The sequence below is a fragment of the Dysosmobacter sp. Marseille-Q4140 genome (genome assembly GCA_018228705.1).
In the GTDB taxonomy this organism is placed as follows: domain Bacteria; phylum Bacillota; class Clostridia; order Oscillospirales; family Oscillospiraceae; genus Oscillibacter.
Window position 1 is genome coordinate 303851 of the sequence record CP073694.1, and the last position, 14741, is coordinate 318591.

The window sequence follows — 14741 nt, forward strand, 5'->3', positions numbered from 1 at the left end:
TATTCCATGCCTCCCGGGGAGGCGGTGCGGTGCGTCACCGCAGAAACGACAGCGCGCTCAGAGGCGTGTTGGTCGTGAAAAAGTGCAGAATATGGGTCTGGGCCACCGTCTCCGTTTCGAAGGAGATGCCCAGGCGCCGTGCGATCCAGATGGCCAGGAAGGCCAGCAGAGCCCCCTCGGCCAGGCCGATAACGGCGCCGCCCAGAGAGTTGAGCAGGTGCAGGCCCGGCAGCTTCAGCACCAGATCCATAGCGCCCACCGCCAGCTTCAGCAGCAGCATGAGCGCCAGGAAGGACAGCAGGAACAGCACGCCGTACAGCAGCGACTGGACCACGCTCTCCACGATGGCGGTGGCCACGTTCACGCCGGTGTCCACGGCCTTTTCCTGGATGTCTCCCAGCAGGGATTCCCGCACGTCCTCGTCCAGCCCCATCAGGGCCAGCAGGTCCTCGATGGCAAAACCGTCGTCCTCCTCCGTCTCCAGCTCCGGCATCTCCACCTGCTGGGAGGACTGGACCTCCATGGCCTCGTCCACCTGACCGCGGATGTGTTCCTCCACCAGGGGACCGGCCAGCCGGGCGGCAGGCGCCGCCAGGGCGCCGGCGATCAGGCCCGCGCCCACCAGGGCCACGATGACCGACAGCAGCCCCGTCAGGGACCGAAACAACCCTCTCTGGGCGCCCCAGATGACAAATCCCAAAAGGACCGCCGCCGCGATCGCATCTATTATAACAGGTGTGGTCATGCTTGCCTACCTTTCGCCGTGTAAACCTTTTGTGAATTCCCCTCTCAGGGCAGGAATAATTCCGCTTTCTGGGAACCCACCAGCAGGGCGGTCCCGTCCTGGCGCATCAGCACCGTCTTAGCGTAGCTGATGCCGTTGAGGACGGCGTACTCCTGGAGGTCCTGGTTGTAGATCACCAGCCGGTCCAGATACAGCACACCCAGATACCGGCCCGCGGCGGAAAGACCCAGGACTTCTTCCCGCACCTCCAGAGAGGCGATCTCCTGCCCCTCCTCGTCCACAGTCACCAGGGTGCCCACACTGCCGGACTTGTACCGGTTCAGCAGCAGGGCCGTGAAGCCGTCGCCCTCCATGGCGTATTCTCTCAAATAGGCCCCGCCGTAGTCATAGCGGACCTGGTCCTCGCCGTCCCGGTCTGTCAGCGCCAGGCAGGTGTCCGTCACTGTCACCAGCAGATCGTCCTGCTGGCCGATGGCCAGCACCAGGCCGTCGGACACGTCGTAGTCCCCCACAGGGTCCTCGGCGTTGAGGTCATAGAGCACGATGTTGCTGACGAATATGCCGTTCTCCTGTCCCAGAGTCACTGCCGCCAGGCGCTTGCAGTCGTCGGTGACGTAGCCGTCGGTGACGAAGCGGTCGGAGGAGTTGAACTGAAACACCGGGTCGCTCAGCTGGTCGTTGTAGACGGTGACAGCGCCCTTGTCGCCCCGCTTCTCCGCCGTCACCGCCAGCCAGCCCTCGGCGTTGAGAGTGGCCGCCAGAAAGGCGTGGTCCGCGTCGGCGGTAAACTCCTTCACAAGCCCGTTTTCGTCCAGTACGTACAGCTCCGTGCCGCCCACATCATAGGCCACGGCACGGCCGCCGCCGGTAGACAAAAAGGGCGCGTTCATCTTTACCTGGACAGACCAGATCTCCTCCCCGCCCGGGGCCAGCAGCCGCAGAGCGGTATCCGACAGCACCACCAGCCGGTCCCCCAGCACCGCGAAGCGGTTGCTGGAAGCGGCGTCATAGGTATAGCTGGTCTCCTGATCGGCAGAGCCGTAGGAGAAGTAACGCTGCAGGGCGTCAAAGCCGGTACCGTCCCGCCAGGCGGCCAGCAGCACCACCGCCAGCACAACCACCAGCGCCAGGAAGAACAGCAGGAACCGCCGCAGGCGGTGCCGCTTCTTCCGGGGGCGCTCCTCCGCGCCGTCGTCGTCATTCCAGATGTCGTGGGTCTTGTTATCCATTGAGCCGCTCATCCTCATACCAAAGTCTCGTCAGGTACAGTCCCCCCGGCGGCGCCGTGGGCCCGGCGGCGGTCCGATCCCTGCTTTCCAGGATGGCGGGGATGTCCTCCGGGGCGAATTTTCCCTCCGCCGCGTAGAGGACCGTGCCGGTGATGGCCCGTACCATGTTATACAAAAAGCCGTCGGCGCATACCTTCAGCTCCAGCAAATCACCGTTCCGGGTCACGTCACACCAGTAGATGGTGCGGACGGTGGACCGGGTCTCCGTGCCCACGGACCGCACCGCCGCGAAGTCGTGGGTGCCCACGAACTGGTGGGCCGCCCGGTTGAGGAATTCCTCGTCCAGGCGCTTGGGATAGAAATATGCTCGGTTGACATAAAACGGGTTCTTGAACCGGGAGTTGTAGATCCGGTAGGTGTACTCCTTCTTGATGCAGGAGCCGATGGCGTTGAAATCCTCCGCCACCTCCAAGGCCTCCTTCACGGCGATGTCCTCGGGGGTGTGGGTGTTGATGGCAAAGGGCAGCCGGTCCAGGGGAATGCGGCTGTCGGTGCGGAAGTTCGCCACATAGCGCTCGGCGTGGACGCCGGCGTCGGTGCGGCCGCAGCCGGTCAGGTGCACCGACGCGCCGGTGATCTTCTCGATGGCCTTCTCCAATGTCTCGCAGACGGTAACAGCGTTCTTCTGGGTCTGCCAGCCGTGGTAGGCGGTGCCGTTGTACATCAGTTTTAAGGCGATGTTGCGCATGTGGGCCCTCCTTTCCGGGGAATATCTCTGCGGGGCAGCGCCCCATTTTCAAGTACCGGCATGCTCTCTCCCGACCGGGACAGGTCCGGCGCTTGCAACGCAAGGGTATCCAGTCCGCCGGGGTCAGATCCCCAGGTTCCGCATGACGATCACCGCCGCCAAGATCACGGCGCCGGCGGTCAGGGCCACGTAGTCCCGGGCCTCGTACCGCAGCACCCGGAGCTTGGTGCGGCCCTCGCCGCCATGGTAGCAGCGGCACTCCATGGCCGTGGCCAGCTCGTCGGCCCGACGGAAGGCGCTGATGAACAGCGGCACCAAAATGGGGATCAGGGCCTTGGCCTTCTGGATGAGGCCGCCGCTCTCAAAGTCCGCGCCCCGGGCCTTCTGGGCGGACATGATCTTGTCCGTCTCCTCGATCAGCGTGGGGATGAACCGCAGGGCAATGGACATCATCATAGCCAGCTCGTGGACCGGCACACGGAGGCGCTTCATCCAGTTCAGCAGCCGCTCCAGTCCGTCGGTGAGGCTGATGGGGCTAGTGGTGTAGGTCATGAGGAAGGTGCCCATGATGAGCAGCATGATCCGAAGGACCATGAACACGGCGTTGCGCAGACCCGTGTCGGAAACGCGCAGTAACCCCCACTCCAGCACATAGCGCTCGCCGGGGGTGAAAAACAGGTTCAAAAGGGCCGTAAAGACGATGATGAACAGCACCGGCTTGAGGCCCCGCACCAGGGACCGCAGTCCCACCCGGGACACCCGGACGCACACCGCCAGAACGGCGGCCAGCAGGGCGTAGGCCGTAAAGCTCTTGGCGCAGAACAGGGCGATAATGTACAGCATCACCAGCAGGATCTTGGTCCGGGCGTCCAGCCGGTGCGCCACGGTGTCCCCCGGGAAATACTGGCCCAGGGTGATATCCTTCAGCATGGGGCTCCCCCCTTCCGCAGCGCCTGAATGGCCCGCTCCAGCTCCTCCACGGTGTACACCGCCGGGTCGATGGGAAGCCCCCGGTCCCGGAGGGCCATGGCAACTCTCGTCACCTGGGGCACATCCAGACCGGCCTCCAGCAGCTCCTCGCCCCGGGCAAAGACCTCCCGGGGGGTGCCGCCCATGAGCACATGGGAGGACTTGAGCACCAGGATGCGGTCCACGTTCTGGGCGATCTCGTCCATGCTGTGGCTGACCAGCAAAATGGTGAGGCCGCGGTTTCGGTGATAGTCCCGGATGTTGGCCATCAGGTTCTCCCGGCCAGCGGGGTCCAGCCCCGCCGTGGGCTCGTCCAGGATCAGCACCTGGGGCTCCATAGCCAGAACACCCGCCAGGGCCACCCGGCGCTTCTGGCCGCCGGAGAGCTCAAAGGGAGACTTGTCCAGCTGGTCGTCCCGGATGCCCACGATGCGGGCGGCTTCCCGGACGCATCGGTCCAGCTCCTCCCCGGTGCGGCCCATGTTGGCCGGACCGAAGGCGATATCCTTGTAGACCGTCTCCTCGAAGAGCTGGTACTCCGGGTACTGGAACACCAGGCCCACCTGGAACCGCACGTCCCGGATCTTCTTGGGCTCCGCCCAGATGTCCTTCCCGTTCAGAAGGATCTGACCGGAGGTGGGCTTGAGCAATCCGTTCAGGTGCTGGATCAGGGTGGACTTGCCGGAGCCGGTGTGGCCGATGATGCCCACGAACTCCCCGGGATACACGTCGAAGGACACGTCCTCCACCGCGCTGCGCTGAAAGGGCGTGCCCACCCCGTAGGTATGGGTCAGATGTTGTACTTGCAGGATCGGTTCCAATTTGCTCTCGTTCCTTCCGCAGGCCCGGAACCGGGCCCGTTGTTCCGTATTCACAGCGCGGCGGCGATGGCGTCGGCGCACGCCTCCACCGTCAGGGCCGTCAGGGGCACGTCCAGGCCGTCCCGGCGCAGCCGGTCCAGCAGGTCCACGGTGTCCGGCACCGTGAGGCCCATGGACCGGAGCTTACCCACCTGGGTAAAGATCTCCTGGGGGCTCCCGTCCATGACCAGCTTCCCGTCGTCCATGACCAGAAGGCGGTCCGCCTCCTCCGCCTCATTCATGTGGTGGGTGATGAGCACCACGGTGATGCCCTTCTCACGGTTGAGCCGGTGGATGGTGGTCAGCACCTCCCGCCGCCCCACCGGGTCCAGCATGGCGGTGGCCTCGTCCAGGACGATGCACGCCGGCTCCATAGCCAGCACTCCGGCGATGGCGATGCGCTGCTTTTGGCCGCCGGAGAGCAGATGGGGGGCGTGGCGGACGAACTCGCTCATACCCACCGCCGCCAGAGCCTCGTCCACCCGGCGGCGGATCTCCTCCGACGGGACGCCCAGGTTCTCCGGGGCGAAGGCCACATCCTCCTCCACCACGTTGGCTACGATCTGGTTGTCCGGGTTCTGGAACACCATGCCCACGGTGCGGCGGATGGCCAGCAGCAGCTTCTCGTCGGTGGTGTCCATGCCCTCCACGTACACCTTGCCCCCGGCGGGCAGCAGCACGCCGTTGAAGGTCTTGGCCAGGGTGGACTTACCGGAGCCGTTGTGGCCCAGGACCACCACGAAGGTGCCCTTCTCAATGGACACATCCACGCCCGCCAGGGCCAGGAGGGGCTTCTGGTCCTCCTCCGCCGGATAGGCGTAGGTCAGATTTTCCGTTTGAATGATCGTCGGCATCGTTCTCTCACTTCTCTTGCAGTTTCCTCACGCGGAACCGCCCCGGGACCCGCGGGGCCCCGTGCTCCAGCAGCCGCAGCAGCCCAAAGCCCGCCAAGACCCCCAGGGTGTTCAGCATCAGATCGTCAATGTCAAAGGCCCGCCCCACCAGCAGCTGCCAGCACTCCACGGCGCCGGTGACGCACAATCCGGTGACCAGGGCCCGCCTCCAGGTGTATCCCCGCCACAGCAGGGCGGCAAAAAAGCCGAAGGGCAGGAACATCACCACGTTGCCTGCCAGGATGTACAGGGAGTGGGCGTCGGCGGCGAAGGTCCGAAAGGGCACCAGGCTCACGGTGCCCAGTTCAAAAAAGGGGTCGCCGCCCGTGTTCCAGGTGTAGCCGTGGAGCAGGTCCACCAGGGACCACACCACCCACCGGGGCGTCAGGGTCAGGGCCGCCATGCCGCCGCAGAACATCCAGAACAGTGCCATAGCCCCCTCCCGGAGGGGCGGGCTCACCAGCCCGGCGCGGCGCAGTCTCCGCCGCCGCCAGGGCAGCAGGCAGCCGTACACCGCGAGGGCGGCGCAGCCGCCGGCCAGCAGGGTCAGCAGATACGCTGCGGTCCTTCCCATGGACTTATTCGCTGCACCAGCGGCCCGTGGCGCCGCAGGGCAGGGCCAGGCCGGTCTCTGTCACCGGAAGGCCCAGCTCATCCCAGGTGCAGCGGCCGCCGTACTTCTCCGCCACCAGCAGGTGCAGCAGGTAGCCCAGCACCGACGGGGCCAGGCCCGTGGTGTAGGAGTTGATGATGACGAACAGGGGCTTGTCCGACAGCACCCCGGCGCACAGCTTCACGAAGGGATACAGGTTCTCCTCCAGCTTCCACACCTCGCCGCCGGGGCCCCGACCGTAGCTGGGCGGGTCCATGATGATGGCGTCATAGGTCTTGCCCCGGCGGATCTCCCGCTCCACGAACTTGGCGCAGTCGTCCACGATCCAGCGGATGGGGGCGTCGGAAAGGCCGGACAGCTTGGCGTTGTCCTTGGCCCAGGCCACCATGCCCTTGGCCGCGTCCACATGGCACACGCTGGCCCCCGCCTTGGCGCAGGCCACCGTGGCACCGCCGGTGTAGGCGAAGAGGTTCAGCACACGGATGGGCCGCCCGGCGGAGCGGATCTTCTCCATGGCGAAGTCCCAGTTGACCGCCTGCTCCGGGAAGAGGCCCGTGTGCTTGAAATTCATAGGCTTGACCTGGAAGGTCAGCTCTCCGTAATGGATCTTCCAGCTCTCCGGCAGGGCCTTCTTCTCCCAGTGTCCGCCGCCGGTCTGGCTGCGGAGATACCGGCCGTCCGCCTTGCGCCAGGCGGGGTTGCGCCGGGGGCTCTCCCAGATGGCCTGGGGGTCCGGCCGCACCAGCAGCTGATCGTCCCACCGCTCCAGCTTCTCGCCGCCGCCGCAGTCCAGCAGCTCATAGTCCTGCCATTGATCCGCAATCCACATATCGCCGCTCCTTCCCTTCCGCCTCCGCCCAAGCGGAGGAGGCATGTCCATAGCAAATCATGTTATTATACCTCTTTCCCCGCCGGTTCGTCAATTCCTTTCGGCTGTCGAAGAGAGGCGAAACCCGGCGCTCCCGGGAAAAAACGGCCCCGGCGCAGCGCGCGCCGGGGCCTCGGTCATATTCTCTCCAGCAGCGTCCCGACAAAAGCCCGAACCCGCTCCGCTTTCCCGTCATCCATAAAGGGCACGTCATAGCCCAGGTGCCGTTCGGCGTGGCTGCCCAGATACCGCAGGCGGGAGTGGGCACAGTAGCGCCGCATCCCCGTCTCGAAGAGGTCACAGCCCTTCTCCGGGCGGTAGCCGCAACTCAGCAGCAAGGCCACGGCCTTCCCCTCCCACAGGGAGGGGCCCCGGGTCTCGCCGTAGAACTTGTTCATGCCGTACACCAGCCGGTCCAGCAGGGCCTTCATGGGCGCCGTGCAGTACCAGGAATAGATGGGCGTGGCCAGCACGATCAGATCCGCCGCCAGCACCCGGTCAAAGAGGTCCTGAACGTCGTCCCCCTGGGGACAGCCGAACACCGTCCAGTCCCGCTGGCAGATCCGGCAGGCCCGGCAGGGCCTGATCTCCCGGTCATAGAGCCACACCGTCTCCGTCTCCGCGCCGCCCTGCTCCAGCGCCTCGCAGAAGGGCGCCAGCAGCGCGGCGGTGTTTCCCGCCTTCCGGGGGCTGCCCATGAGGATCAGAACGCGCTTCACAGGGTCTCGCCGCCGCAGGCGGTGCAGGAAGCGCAGCTGCCGCAGGCCACGCCGTCCTCCTCGTCAGGCAGGGACGGCGCCTCCCGGCCCGCCAGACGCTCCCGGGCCACCGCCAGCATCAGCTTGATGCGGTTTTCCTGGTTGACGCGGGTGGCGCTGGGGTCGTAGTCGATGGGAGTGATGTTGGCCTGGGGGTACAGCTCCCGGATCTTGTTGATCATGCCCTTGCCGCAGATGTGGTTGGGCAGGCAGCCGAAGGGCTGGGCGCAGACGATGTTCTCGTACCCGGCCCGGACCAGCTCGATCATCTCGGCGGTCAGGAGCCAGCCCTCCCCCATCTTGTCGCCGGTGGAGATGATGCCGTCGGTCAGCTTCACCAGTTCGTTGAAGGGCAGCGGCGCGTGATAGCCGTTGTCCTTGAGGACCTTGATGAGGACCTTCTCCATGCCGGCGATGTACTGGAGGATCACGTCGGACACGTGCTTTTCCAGGAAGGATCCACCGTAGAGCCGGGCGGTCTCCGAGGGGTTGTAGGCGCAGTACTGCACGAAGCCCATGAGGCCCGGCAGGTTCACCTCGCAGTCCTGGCTGGCCAGGAACTTCTCCAGGTCGTTGTTGCCCAGAGGGGAGTACTTCACGTAGATCTCCCCCACCACGCCCACCTTGACCTTGGGCACCCGGTGGACGGGGATGGCGGCGAAGTCCGCGGCGATCTTCGGCATGGCGGCCTTGATCTCCCGGCCGGACCAGCCCTTGTCCTGAAGCACCCAGCCGCAGATGGTGTCAAGCCATTTCTCTTGACAGGCAGCCGCGTCGCCCTTGTGGGTCTCGTAGGGCTCCGTCTGGGCCTTCAGTGTCACCAGCAGGTCGCCGTAGTAGATGCAAGCCAGGAGCTTGCGCATCAGCGGCACCGTCATGGGGAAGCCGGAGTCCTTCTCCAAACCGGAGAAGTTCAGGCTCACCACGGGCACCTGGGGATACCCGGCCTTGACCAGGGCCTTGCGCAGCAGGTGGATGTAATTGGAGGCCCGGCAGCCGCCGCCGGTCTGGGTGATGATGAGGGCGGTGTGGTCCAGGTCGTACTTCCCGGAGCCCAGGGCGTCCAGGAACTGGCCGATGACCAGCAGGGCCGGATAGCAGGTGTCGTTGTGGACGTACTTGAGGCCCAGCTCACAGACCTGGCTGCCGCAGTTTTCCAGCAGCTCGCAGGTGTAGCCCGCCTGCTCCATGACGGCGGCCAGGATGCGGAACTGCACCGGGGCCATGTTGGGGATCAGGATTTTATGGGTCTTTTTCATCTCCGGGGTAAACTTGGGGTAATTCTGAAATTCCAGTTCCATGGCTCAGGCCTCCTTTCCTTCCGCACGGCGCTTTTCATCTTGCTCGTCCAGAGCCGCGAACAGGCTCCGCAGCCGGATGCGCACCGCGCCCAGGTTGGTGATTTCGTCGATCTTCAGCTGGGTGTACAGCTTTCCTCCCGCCTGGAGGATCTCCCGGGTCTCGTCGGAGGTGATGGCATCCACGCCGCAACCGAAGGAGACCAGGTGCACCAGGTCCATGTCCGGCTGGTCGCAGCAGTACCGGGCGGCGGCGTACAGGCGGGAGTGGTAGGTCCACTGGTTCAGCACCGTGGTGGGGAATTTCTCCACCCGGTTGGAGATGGAGTCCTCGGTCACCACGGCGGCGCCCGCCCGGGTGATGAGGGTGTCGATGCCGTGGTTCACCTCCGGGTCCACGTGGTAGGGACGGCCCGCCAGCACGATGATGCGGCGGCCCTCCGCCCGGGCCTGGTCGATGATGCGCTCACCCTCCTTGCGGATCTGGGCCATGTGGTGGGCGTACTCGGCATAGGCGGCGTCGGCGGCCTCCTTAATCTCCCCCTTGGTGATGTCCGGGAAATACTTGCGCAGGATGGTGAAGATCTTCTTGGTGAAGTCCTTGGGCCGGTGGAGGCCCACATAGTCGTAGATGAACTTGGTGTCCTTGATCTCCGGGCAGTTGCCGGCGATGACCTCCGGATAGTAGGCCACCACGGGGCAGTTGTAGTGGTTGTCGCCCAGGCCCTCGTCGATGTTGTAGGTCATGCAGGGATAGAAGATGGCGTCCAGCCCCAGCTTGGAGAGGAACTGGATGTGGCCGTGGGCCAGCTTGGCCGGGAAGCAGGCGGTGTCGCTGGGGATGGTGCCCTGGCCCTTGAGGTACAGGTCCCGGCTGGAGAGGGGGCTGTGGTACACGGCAAAGCCCAGCTTGGTGAAGAAGGTGTGCCAGAAGGGCAGCAGCTCCCAGAAGTTCAGACACAGCGGCAGACCGATCTTGCCCCGCTTGCCGGGGACAGGCTTGTAGCCCAGGATCAGCTTGCGCTTGTAGGCGTACAGGTTCCGCTCGCCGGTGTCGGCCTTGCCGGTGACGGGCCGGTCGCAGCGATTGCCGCTGATGAAGGTGGACCCGTCGGCAAAGGTGCTGACGGTCATCTGGCAGTTGTTGCCGCACAGGCCGCACAGGCGGCTCTCCGTCTCCTGGCGGAAGTCCGTCAGCGCCTGCCGGTCCAGAAGGGTGCTGGTCTGCCCCGCGGCGGCCTTGCCCCGGCCGTACAACGCGGCGCCGAAGGCGCCCATGAGGCCGGCGATGTCCGGGCGGATGACCTCCACCCCCATCTCCTTCTCAAAGGCCCGCAGCACCGCCTCGTTGTAGAAGGTGCCGCCCTGGACCACGATGTTCCGGCCCAGCTCCTCGGGAGAGGAGGCCCGGATCACCTTGTAGATGGCGTTTTTCACCACGGAGATGGAGAGGCCCGCGGAGATATTCTCGATGGTGGCCCCGTCCTTCTGGGCCTGCTTGACGGAGGAGTTCATGAACACCGTGCACCGGCTGCCCAGGTCCACGGGCCGCTCGGCGAACAATCCCAGCTTGGCAAACTCCTTCACATCGTAGCCCAGAGCCTGGGCAAAGGTCTGGAGGAAGCTGCCGCAGCCGGAGGAACAGGCCTCGTTGAGGAAGATGTTGCTGATGGCTCCCTGGTCGATCTTGAAGCACTTCATGTCCTGGCCGCCGATGTCGATGATGAAGTCGACGTTTGGCAGGAAGTGCCGGGCGGCGGTGAAGTGAGCCACGGTCTCCACCACGCCGTAGTCGGCGTGGAAGGCGGCCTTGGCCAGGTCCTCGCCGTAGCCGGTGGTGGTGACAGAGGCCACATGGAGGGCCGGGTGCTCGTCGTAGAGCTTCTGGAGCACCTCCCGGATCAGCGGCACGGGGTTGCCGAGGTTCGGCCGGTAGTCGGTGAAGAGGATGCGGGCGTCCTGGTCCATGACCACCATCTTGACGGTGGTGGAGCCGGAGTCGATGCCGATGTGGACCGGGGCGGCGTAGTCCGCGCCGAAGGGCACCCGGGGCACCGTGGCCTTGGCATGCCGGGCCCGGAAGGCCTCATACTCCTCCTGAGAGGAGAACAATGCCGGCTGGGAGCGGTAGGTCTCGGAGGCGCCGTGCTCCTGAAGCCGATCCGCCACCTCCAGAAGATCGAAGGTCTTGTCGGAGTAAAAGGCGGCGCCCAGGGCCACGAACAGAAGGCTGTTCTCCGGGCACAGGCCCGTGACGCCCAGGGTCTTGTCAAAACTCTCCCGCAGGCACCGGGAGAAGGTCAGGGGACCGCCCAGATACACCACGTTGCCCTTGATGGGCCGGCCCTGGGCCAGGCCCGCGATGGTCTGGTTCACCACCGCCTGGTAGATGCTGGCGGAGATGTCCTCTGCCCGGGCGCCCTGGTTGATGAGGGGCTGCACGTCGCTCTTGGCGAACACGCCGCAGCGGGAGGCGATGGTATACGTCTTTTCCGCCTTCTGGGCGGCGGCGTCCATCTCGTCGGCGGTCATCTTCAGCAGCGTCGCCATCTGGTCAATGAAGGCGCCGGTGCCGCCGGCGCAGGAGCCGTTCATCCGCACCTCCATGCCGCCGGTCAGGAAGAGGATCTTGGCGTCCTCCCCGCCCAGCTCAATGATGCAGTCGGTGCCGGGGGTCAGGCGGGTGGCCGCCACCCGGGTGGCAAACACCTCCTGGACGAAGGGCACCTCCACGCTCTCCGCCATGCCCATGCCGGCGGAGCCGGAGATGGCGAATTCTGCCTTCCCGCCGGGGACATACTGCTCCGCCACCCGGCGCAGCAGCTCTTCGGATTTTTCCAGGATATGGCTGAAATGCCGCTCGTATGTACTGTAAATCAGATGGTCCGCGTCGTCCAGCACCACGCATTTGATGGTGGTGGAGCCCACGTCAAGTCCCACTTTCAAGGTTACTGCCTCCTTACAGGTAAACGGTTACGCCGGGAATTTCACCGCGTAACCGTACGATTCCACATTAGTTGATATGATACTCTTTTTCGACAGGATGTTCAACTGGAAAAATCACCAGCAAGTGTGAAGAATTCGTTAAGATTCCTATTTTTCCCGCCTCTGGACTTTTCCCGGAAATGTGCTATACTGAACAGGACTTTTCAAAAAGCGAGGCGAATTCCATGGACCGTGTGCTGCTGCACTGCTGCTGCGCCCCCTGCTCTTTAAGCTGCATCGACCCCCTGCGCGCCGAGGGCATCGAGCCGGTGGCCCTGTGGTACAACCCCAATATCCATCCCTGGAAGGAGTACCAGGCCCGGCGGGACTGCCTGCTGGAGTATGCCCCCACCATCGGCATGGAGGTGCGGGTGTGGGAGGACTACGGCCTGCGGCAGTTCGTAGAACAGGTGGCCGGCAACATCGACGCCCGCTGCGCCTACTGTTACGGCCACCGATTGGAGGGCGCGGCAAAGTACGCCGCGGAGCATGGCTTTGCGGCCTTCACCTCCACATTGCTCGCCAGCACCTATCAAAATCACGAGGCCATCCGGGCCGCCGCCGAGGCCGCCGCGGCCCGCCACGGCGTTACCTTCCTGTACCGGGACTTCCGGCCCAACTTCCGCGCCGGGAACCAGCGGGCCCGGGAACTGGGGTTCTACATGCAGAAGTACTGCGGCTGCGTCTTTTCCGAGGCGGACCGCTACCAGAAGCAGATCGACCGGGACAAGGCGAAATTTGCCGAGGGCTGAGCAGAGCATACCGCCGCCCTCCCCTGCTGTCCACTGGTTCGGGACCATCGGCCCCGGCTGGAAGATGATCGGTACAAAACACAGCAAAGAGGACTGCCTGCAGGCAGTCCTCTTTTGTATGGTCTCAGTTTTTCAGGCTGTGGAGCGGGGCCGGGATGCGGCCGCCCCGGGCGATGAAGTCCGCGCTGGACTCCCGATGGACCGGCATCACCGGGGCGGAGCCCAGAAGTCCGCCCATCTCGATGGTATCCCCCACGTCCTTGCCGGGGGCCGGCAGGAGCCGCACGGCGGTGGTCTTGTTGTTGACCATGCCGATGGCGGCCTCGTCGGCAATGATAGCGGAGATGGTCTCCGCCGGCGTGTCGCCGGGCACGGCGATCATGTCCAGGCCCACGGAGCACACGCAGGTCATGGCCTCCAGCTTGTCCAGGCAGAGGGTGCCGCCGCGGGCGGCGGCGATCATGCCCTCGTCCTCACTGACGGGGATAAAGGCACCGGAGAGACCGCCCACGGAAGAGGACGCCATGACGCCGCCCTTCTTCACCGCGTCGTTCAGCAGGGCCAGGGCGGCGGTGGTGCCGTGGGTGCCGCAGACCTCCAGGCCCATCTCCTCCAGGATCCGGGCCACGCTGTCCCCGATGGCCGGGGTGGGCGCCAGGGAAAGGTCCACGATGCCGAAGGGGGTGTCCAGCCGGGCGCTGGCCTCCCGTGCCACCAGCTGGCCCATGCGGGTCACCCGGAACGCCGTTTTCTTCACCGTCTCGGCCACCACGTCGAAGGGCTGTCCCTTCACCGACTTGAGGGCGTGGTGGACCACGCCGGGGCCGGAGACACCCACGTTGATGACCTTCTCCGCCTCGCCCACGCCGTGGAAGGCGCCGGCCATGAAGGGGTTGTCCTCCACGGCGTTGCAGAACACCACCAGCTTGGCGCAGCCCAGCCCGTCCCGGTCGGCGGTAGCGGCGGCGGTGTCCTTGATGATGCGGCCCATGAGGCTGACGGCATCCATATTGATGCCCGCCCGGGTGGAGCCCACGTTGACGGAGGAGCACACCAGCTCCGTCCGGGACAGCGCCTCCGGAATGGAGCGGATCAGCTTCTCGTCGGCGCGGGTCATGCCCTTCTGCACCAGGGCGGAGTAGCCGCCGATGAAGTTGACGCCGCAGGTCTTGGCCGCCCGGTCCAGAGCCAGGGCGAAGGGCACGTAGTCCTCCGCCTCGCTGGCGGCGGCCACCAGGGCAATGGGGGTCACGGAGATCCGCTTGTTGACGATGGGGATACCGAACTCCCGCTCAATGTCCTCGCCGGTGCGGACCAGGTGTTCCGCGCAGCGGGTGATCTTATTGTAGATCTTTTCGCAGGCCCGTTTCGGGTCCGGGTCGCAGCAGCTGAGCAAAGAGATGCCCATGGTGATGGTGCGGATGTCCAGGTGCTGCTGGTCGATCATCTCAATGGTGGATAAAATTTCCTTCTGATTCAGCATAATGGTTCTCCACAGTAAAGTTATTCTCTGAAGTCCAGCTTCCCAGGAACATCCGACCTGGAAAGGGGGCCAGGGGAAAACCTGCGATTTTCCCCGGTTGATTTGCCAAAAAGCAAATCAAGGAATTTCAATCATTTTCGGCAGGACATGCACCTGCCGAAAATACCTTGACCCAGCCGCCCTGGGCGGCGTTCACCAGTGACCGATGTCACTGGTGGTGGGGGGGCCTGCGGGGGGGAGCCTGCTCCCCCGTACTTTCACACTCTGTGCATGGCGTCGAAGATCTCCTCCCGCTGGATGCGGATGGATATCTCCATCTTCTCGCCCAGAGCCTCCAGCAGTCCCCGCAGCTCGCCCACGGAGGTGCGGGCCTTGCTGACATCCACGGCCATGACCATGGTGAAGGACCCCTGCAAAATGGTCTGGGTGATGTCCAGAATATTGACGTTGTTTTCGGCCAGCAGGGCGCAGACGGCGGCAATGATGCCCACCTTGTCCTGCCCCACAACGGTGACGATGGCGTTCATAGTGTCTCCTCCT

The 14741-nt window shown here is 64.9% G+C and carries 14 protein-coding genes; 1 reads left to right on the forward strand and 13 read right to left on the reverse strand.

Going from position 1 to position 14741, the window contains the following annotated elements; translation table 11 throughout:
- Positions 1-34: 34 nt before the first annotated feature.
- The 11 genes from KFE19_01475 to KFE19_01525 all read right to left on the reverse strand — a co-directional run bounded on the left by KFE19_01475 (position 35) and on the right by KFE19_01525 (position 11927).
- Complete coding sequence (locus KFE19_01475) at positions 35-745, reverse strand: CvpA family protein (GenBank protein ID QUO38224.1); 711 nt, start codon at positions 743-745, stop codon at positions 35-37.
- Between the two features lie 44 nt (positions 746-789).
- The gene (locus KFE19_01480; protein ID QUO38225.1) at positions 790-1974 is read right to left on the reverse strand and encodes a hypothetical protein; all 1185 of its coding nucleotides are present in this window, start codon (positions 1972-1974) and stop codon (positions 790-792) included.
- Positions 1967-2722 (reverse strand): tRNA pseudouridine(38-40) synthase TruA, encoded by a 756-nt coding sequence (truA, locus tag KFE19_01485; protein QUO38226.1) that lies wholly within the window; start codon positions 2720-2722, stop codon positions 1967-1969. Before truA ends, KFE19_01480 begins: the two co-directional genes overlap by 8 nt.
- Before the next feature lie 123 nt (positions 2723-2845).
- Entirely contained in the window at positions 2846-3652 is an 807-nt protein-coding gene (locus KFE19_01490) for an energy-coupling factor transporter transmembrane protein EcfT (protein QUO38227.1), read from the reverse strand.
- Positions 3646-4512, reverse strand: a complete 867-nt coding sequence (locus KFE19_01495; GenBank protein ID QUO39486.1) for an energy-coupling factor transporter ATPase — start codon at positions 4510-4512, stop codon at positions 3646-3648. Before KFE19_01495 ends, KFE19_01490 begins: the two co-directional genes overlap by 7 nt.
- 50 nt (positions 4513-4562) lie before the next feature.
- On the reverse strand, positions 4563-5405 hold the full coding sequence (locus tag KFE19_01500; protein ID QUO38228.1) for an energy-coupling factor transporter ATPase: 843 nt from the start codon (positions 5403-5405) through the stop codon (positions 4563-4565).
- Between the two features lie 7 nt (positions 5406-5412).
- Positions 5413-6018, reverse strand: coding sequence for a VanZ family protein (locus KFE19_01505; protein ID QUO38229.1), 606 nt, complete (start codon positions 6016-6018; stop codon positions 5413-5415).
- A 4-nt stretch (positions 6019-6022) separates the two neighbouring features.
- Positions 6023-6886 (reverse strand): class I SAM-dependent methyltransferase, encoded by an 864-nt coding sequence (locus KFE19_01510; protein ID QUO38230.1) that lies wholly within the window; start codon positions 6884-6886, stop codon positions 6023-6025.
- 176 nt (positions 6887-7062) lie between these two features.
- Positions 7063-7623, reverse strand: coding sequence for a flavodoxin family protein (locus KFE19_01515; protein ID QUO39487.1), 561 nt, complete (start codon positions 7621-7623; stop codon positions 7063-7065).
- A 17-nt stretch (positions 7624-7640) separates the two neighbouring features.
- A complete protein-coding gene (locus KFE19_01520) occupies positions 7641-8978 on the reverse strand; it encodes a 2-hydroxyacyl-CoA dehydratase (protein QUO39488.1) in 1338 nt (445 codons plus the stop codon).
- A 9-nt stretch (positions 8979-8987) separates the two neighbouring features.
- On the reverse strand, positions 8988-11927 hold the full coding sequence (locus KFE19_01525; GenBank protein QUO38231.1) for a 2-hydroxyacyl-CoA dehydratase: 2940 nt from the start codon (positions 11925-11927) through the stop codon (positions 8988-8990).
- A gap of 224 nt (positions 11928-12151) precedes the next feature.
- Between KFE19_01525 and KFE19_01530 the strand changes: the two genes are divergently transcribed.
- The gene (locus KFE19_01530) at positions 12152-12718 is read left to right on the forward strand and encodes an epoxyqueuosine reductase QueH (GenBank protein ID QUO39489.1); all 567 of its coding nucleotides are present in this window, start codon (positions 12152-12154) and stop codon (positions 12716-12718) included.
- 124 nt (positions 12719-12842) lie between these two features.
- Here KFE19_01530 and KFE19_01535 read toward each other — a convergent pair whose 3' ends face one another.
- Together KFE19_01535 and KFE19_01540 are read right to left on the reverse strand one after the other, a co-directional pair.
- Positions 12843-14201, reverse strand: a complete 1359-nt coding sequence (locus tag KFE19_01535) for a PFL family protein (protein QUO38232.1) — start codon at positions 14199-14201, stop codon at positions 12843-12845.
- 257 nt (positions 14202-14458) lie between these two features.
- Positions 14459-14728, reverse strand: a complete 270-nt coding sequence (locus tag KFE19_01540) for an ACT domain-containing protein (protein QUO38233.1) — start codon at positions 14726-14728, stop codon at positions 14459-14461.
- Positions 14729-14741: the final 13 nt, after the last annotated feature.

What these genes read in the sequence shown, in the direction of transcription:
- KFE19_01475 (QUO38224.1), bottom strand. Translation starts at nt 745, where the DNA reads ATGACCACACCTGTTATAATAGATGCGATCGCGGCGGCGGTCCTTTTG.
- truA (QUO38226.1), bottom strand. Translation starts at nt 2,722, where the DNA reads ATGCGCAACATCGCCTTAAAACTGATGTACAACGGCACCGCCTACCAC.
- KFE19_01480 (QUO38225.1), bottom strand. Translation starts at nt 1,974, where the DNA reads ATGGATAACAAGACCCACGACATCTGGAATGACGACGACGGCGCGGAG.
- KFE19_01505 (QUO38229.1), bottom strand. Translation starts at nt 6,018, where the DNA reads ATGGGAAGGACCGCAGCGTATCTGCTGACCCTGCTGGCCGGCGGCTGC.
- KFE19_01540 (QUO38233.1), bottom strand. Translation starts at nt 14,728, where the DNA reads ATGAACGCCATCGTCACCGTTGTGGGGCAGGACAAGGTGGGCATCATT.
- KFE19_01510 (QUO38230.1), bottom strand. Translation starts at nt 6,886, where the DNA reads ATGTGGATTGCGGATCAATGGCAGGACTATGAGCTGCTGGACTGCGGC.
- KFE19_01515 (QUO39487.1), bottom strand. Translation starts at nt 7,623, where the DNA reads ATGGGCAGCCCCCGGAAGGCGGGAAACACCGCCGCGCTGCTGGCGCCC.
- KFE19_01500 (QUO38228.1), bottom strand. Translation starts at nt 5,405, where the DNA reads ATGCCGACGATCATTCAAACGGAAAATCTGACCTACGCCTATCCGGCG.
- KFE19_01535 (QUO38232.1), bottom strand. Translation starts at nt 14,201, where the DNA reads ATGCTGAATCAGAAGGAAATTTTATCCACCATTGAGATGATCGACCAG.
- KFE19_01490 (QUO38227.1), bottom strand. Translation starts at nt 3,652, where the DNA reads ATGCTGAAGGATATCACCCTGGGCCAGTATTTCCCGGGGGACACCGTG.
- KFE19_01530 (QUO39489.1), top strand. Translation starts at nt 12,152, where the DNA reads ATGGACCGTGTGCTGCTGCACTGCTGCTGCGCCCCCTGCTCTTTAAGC.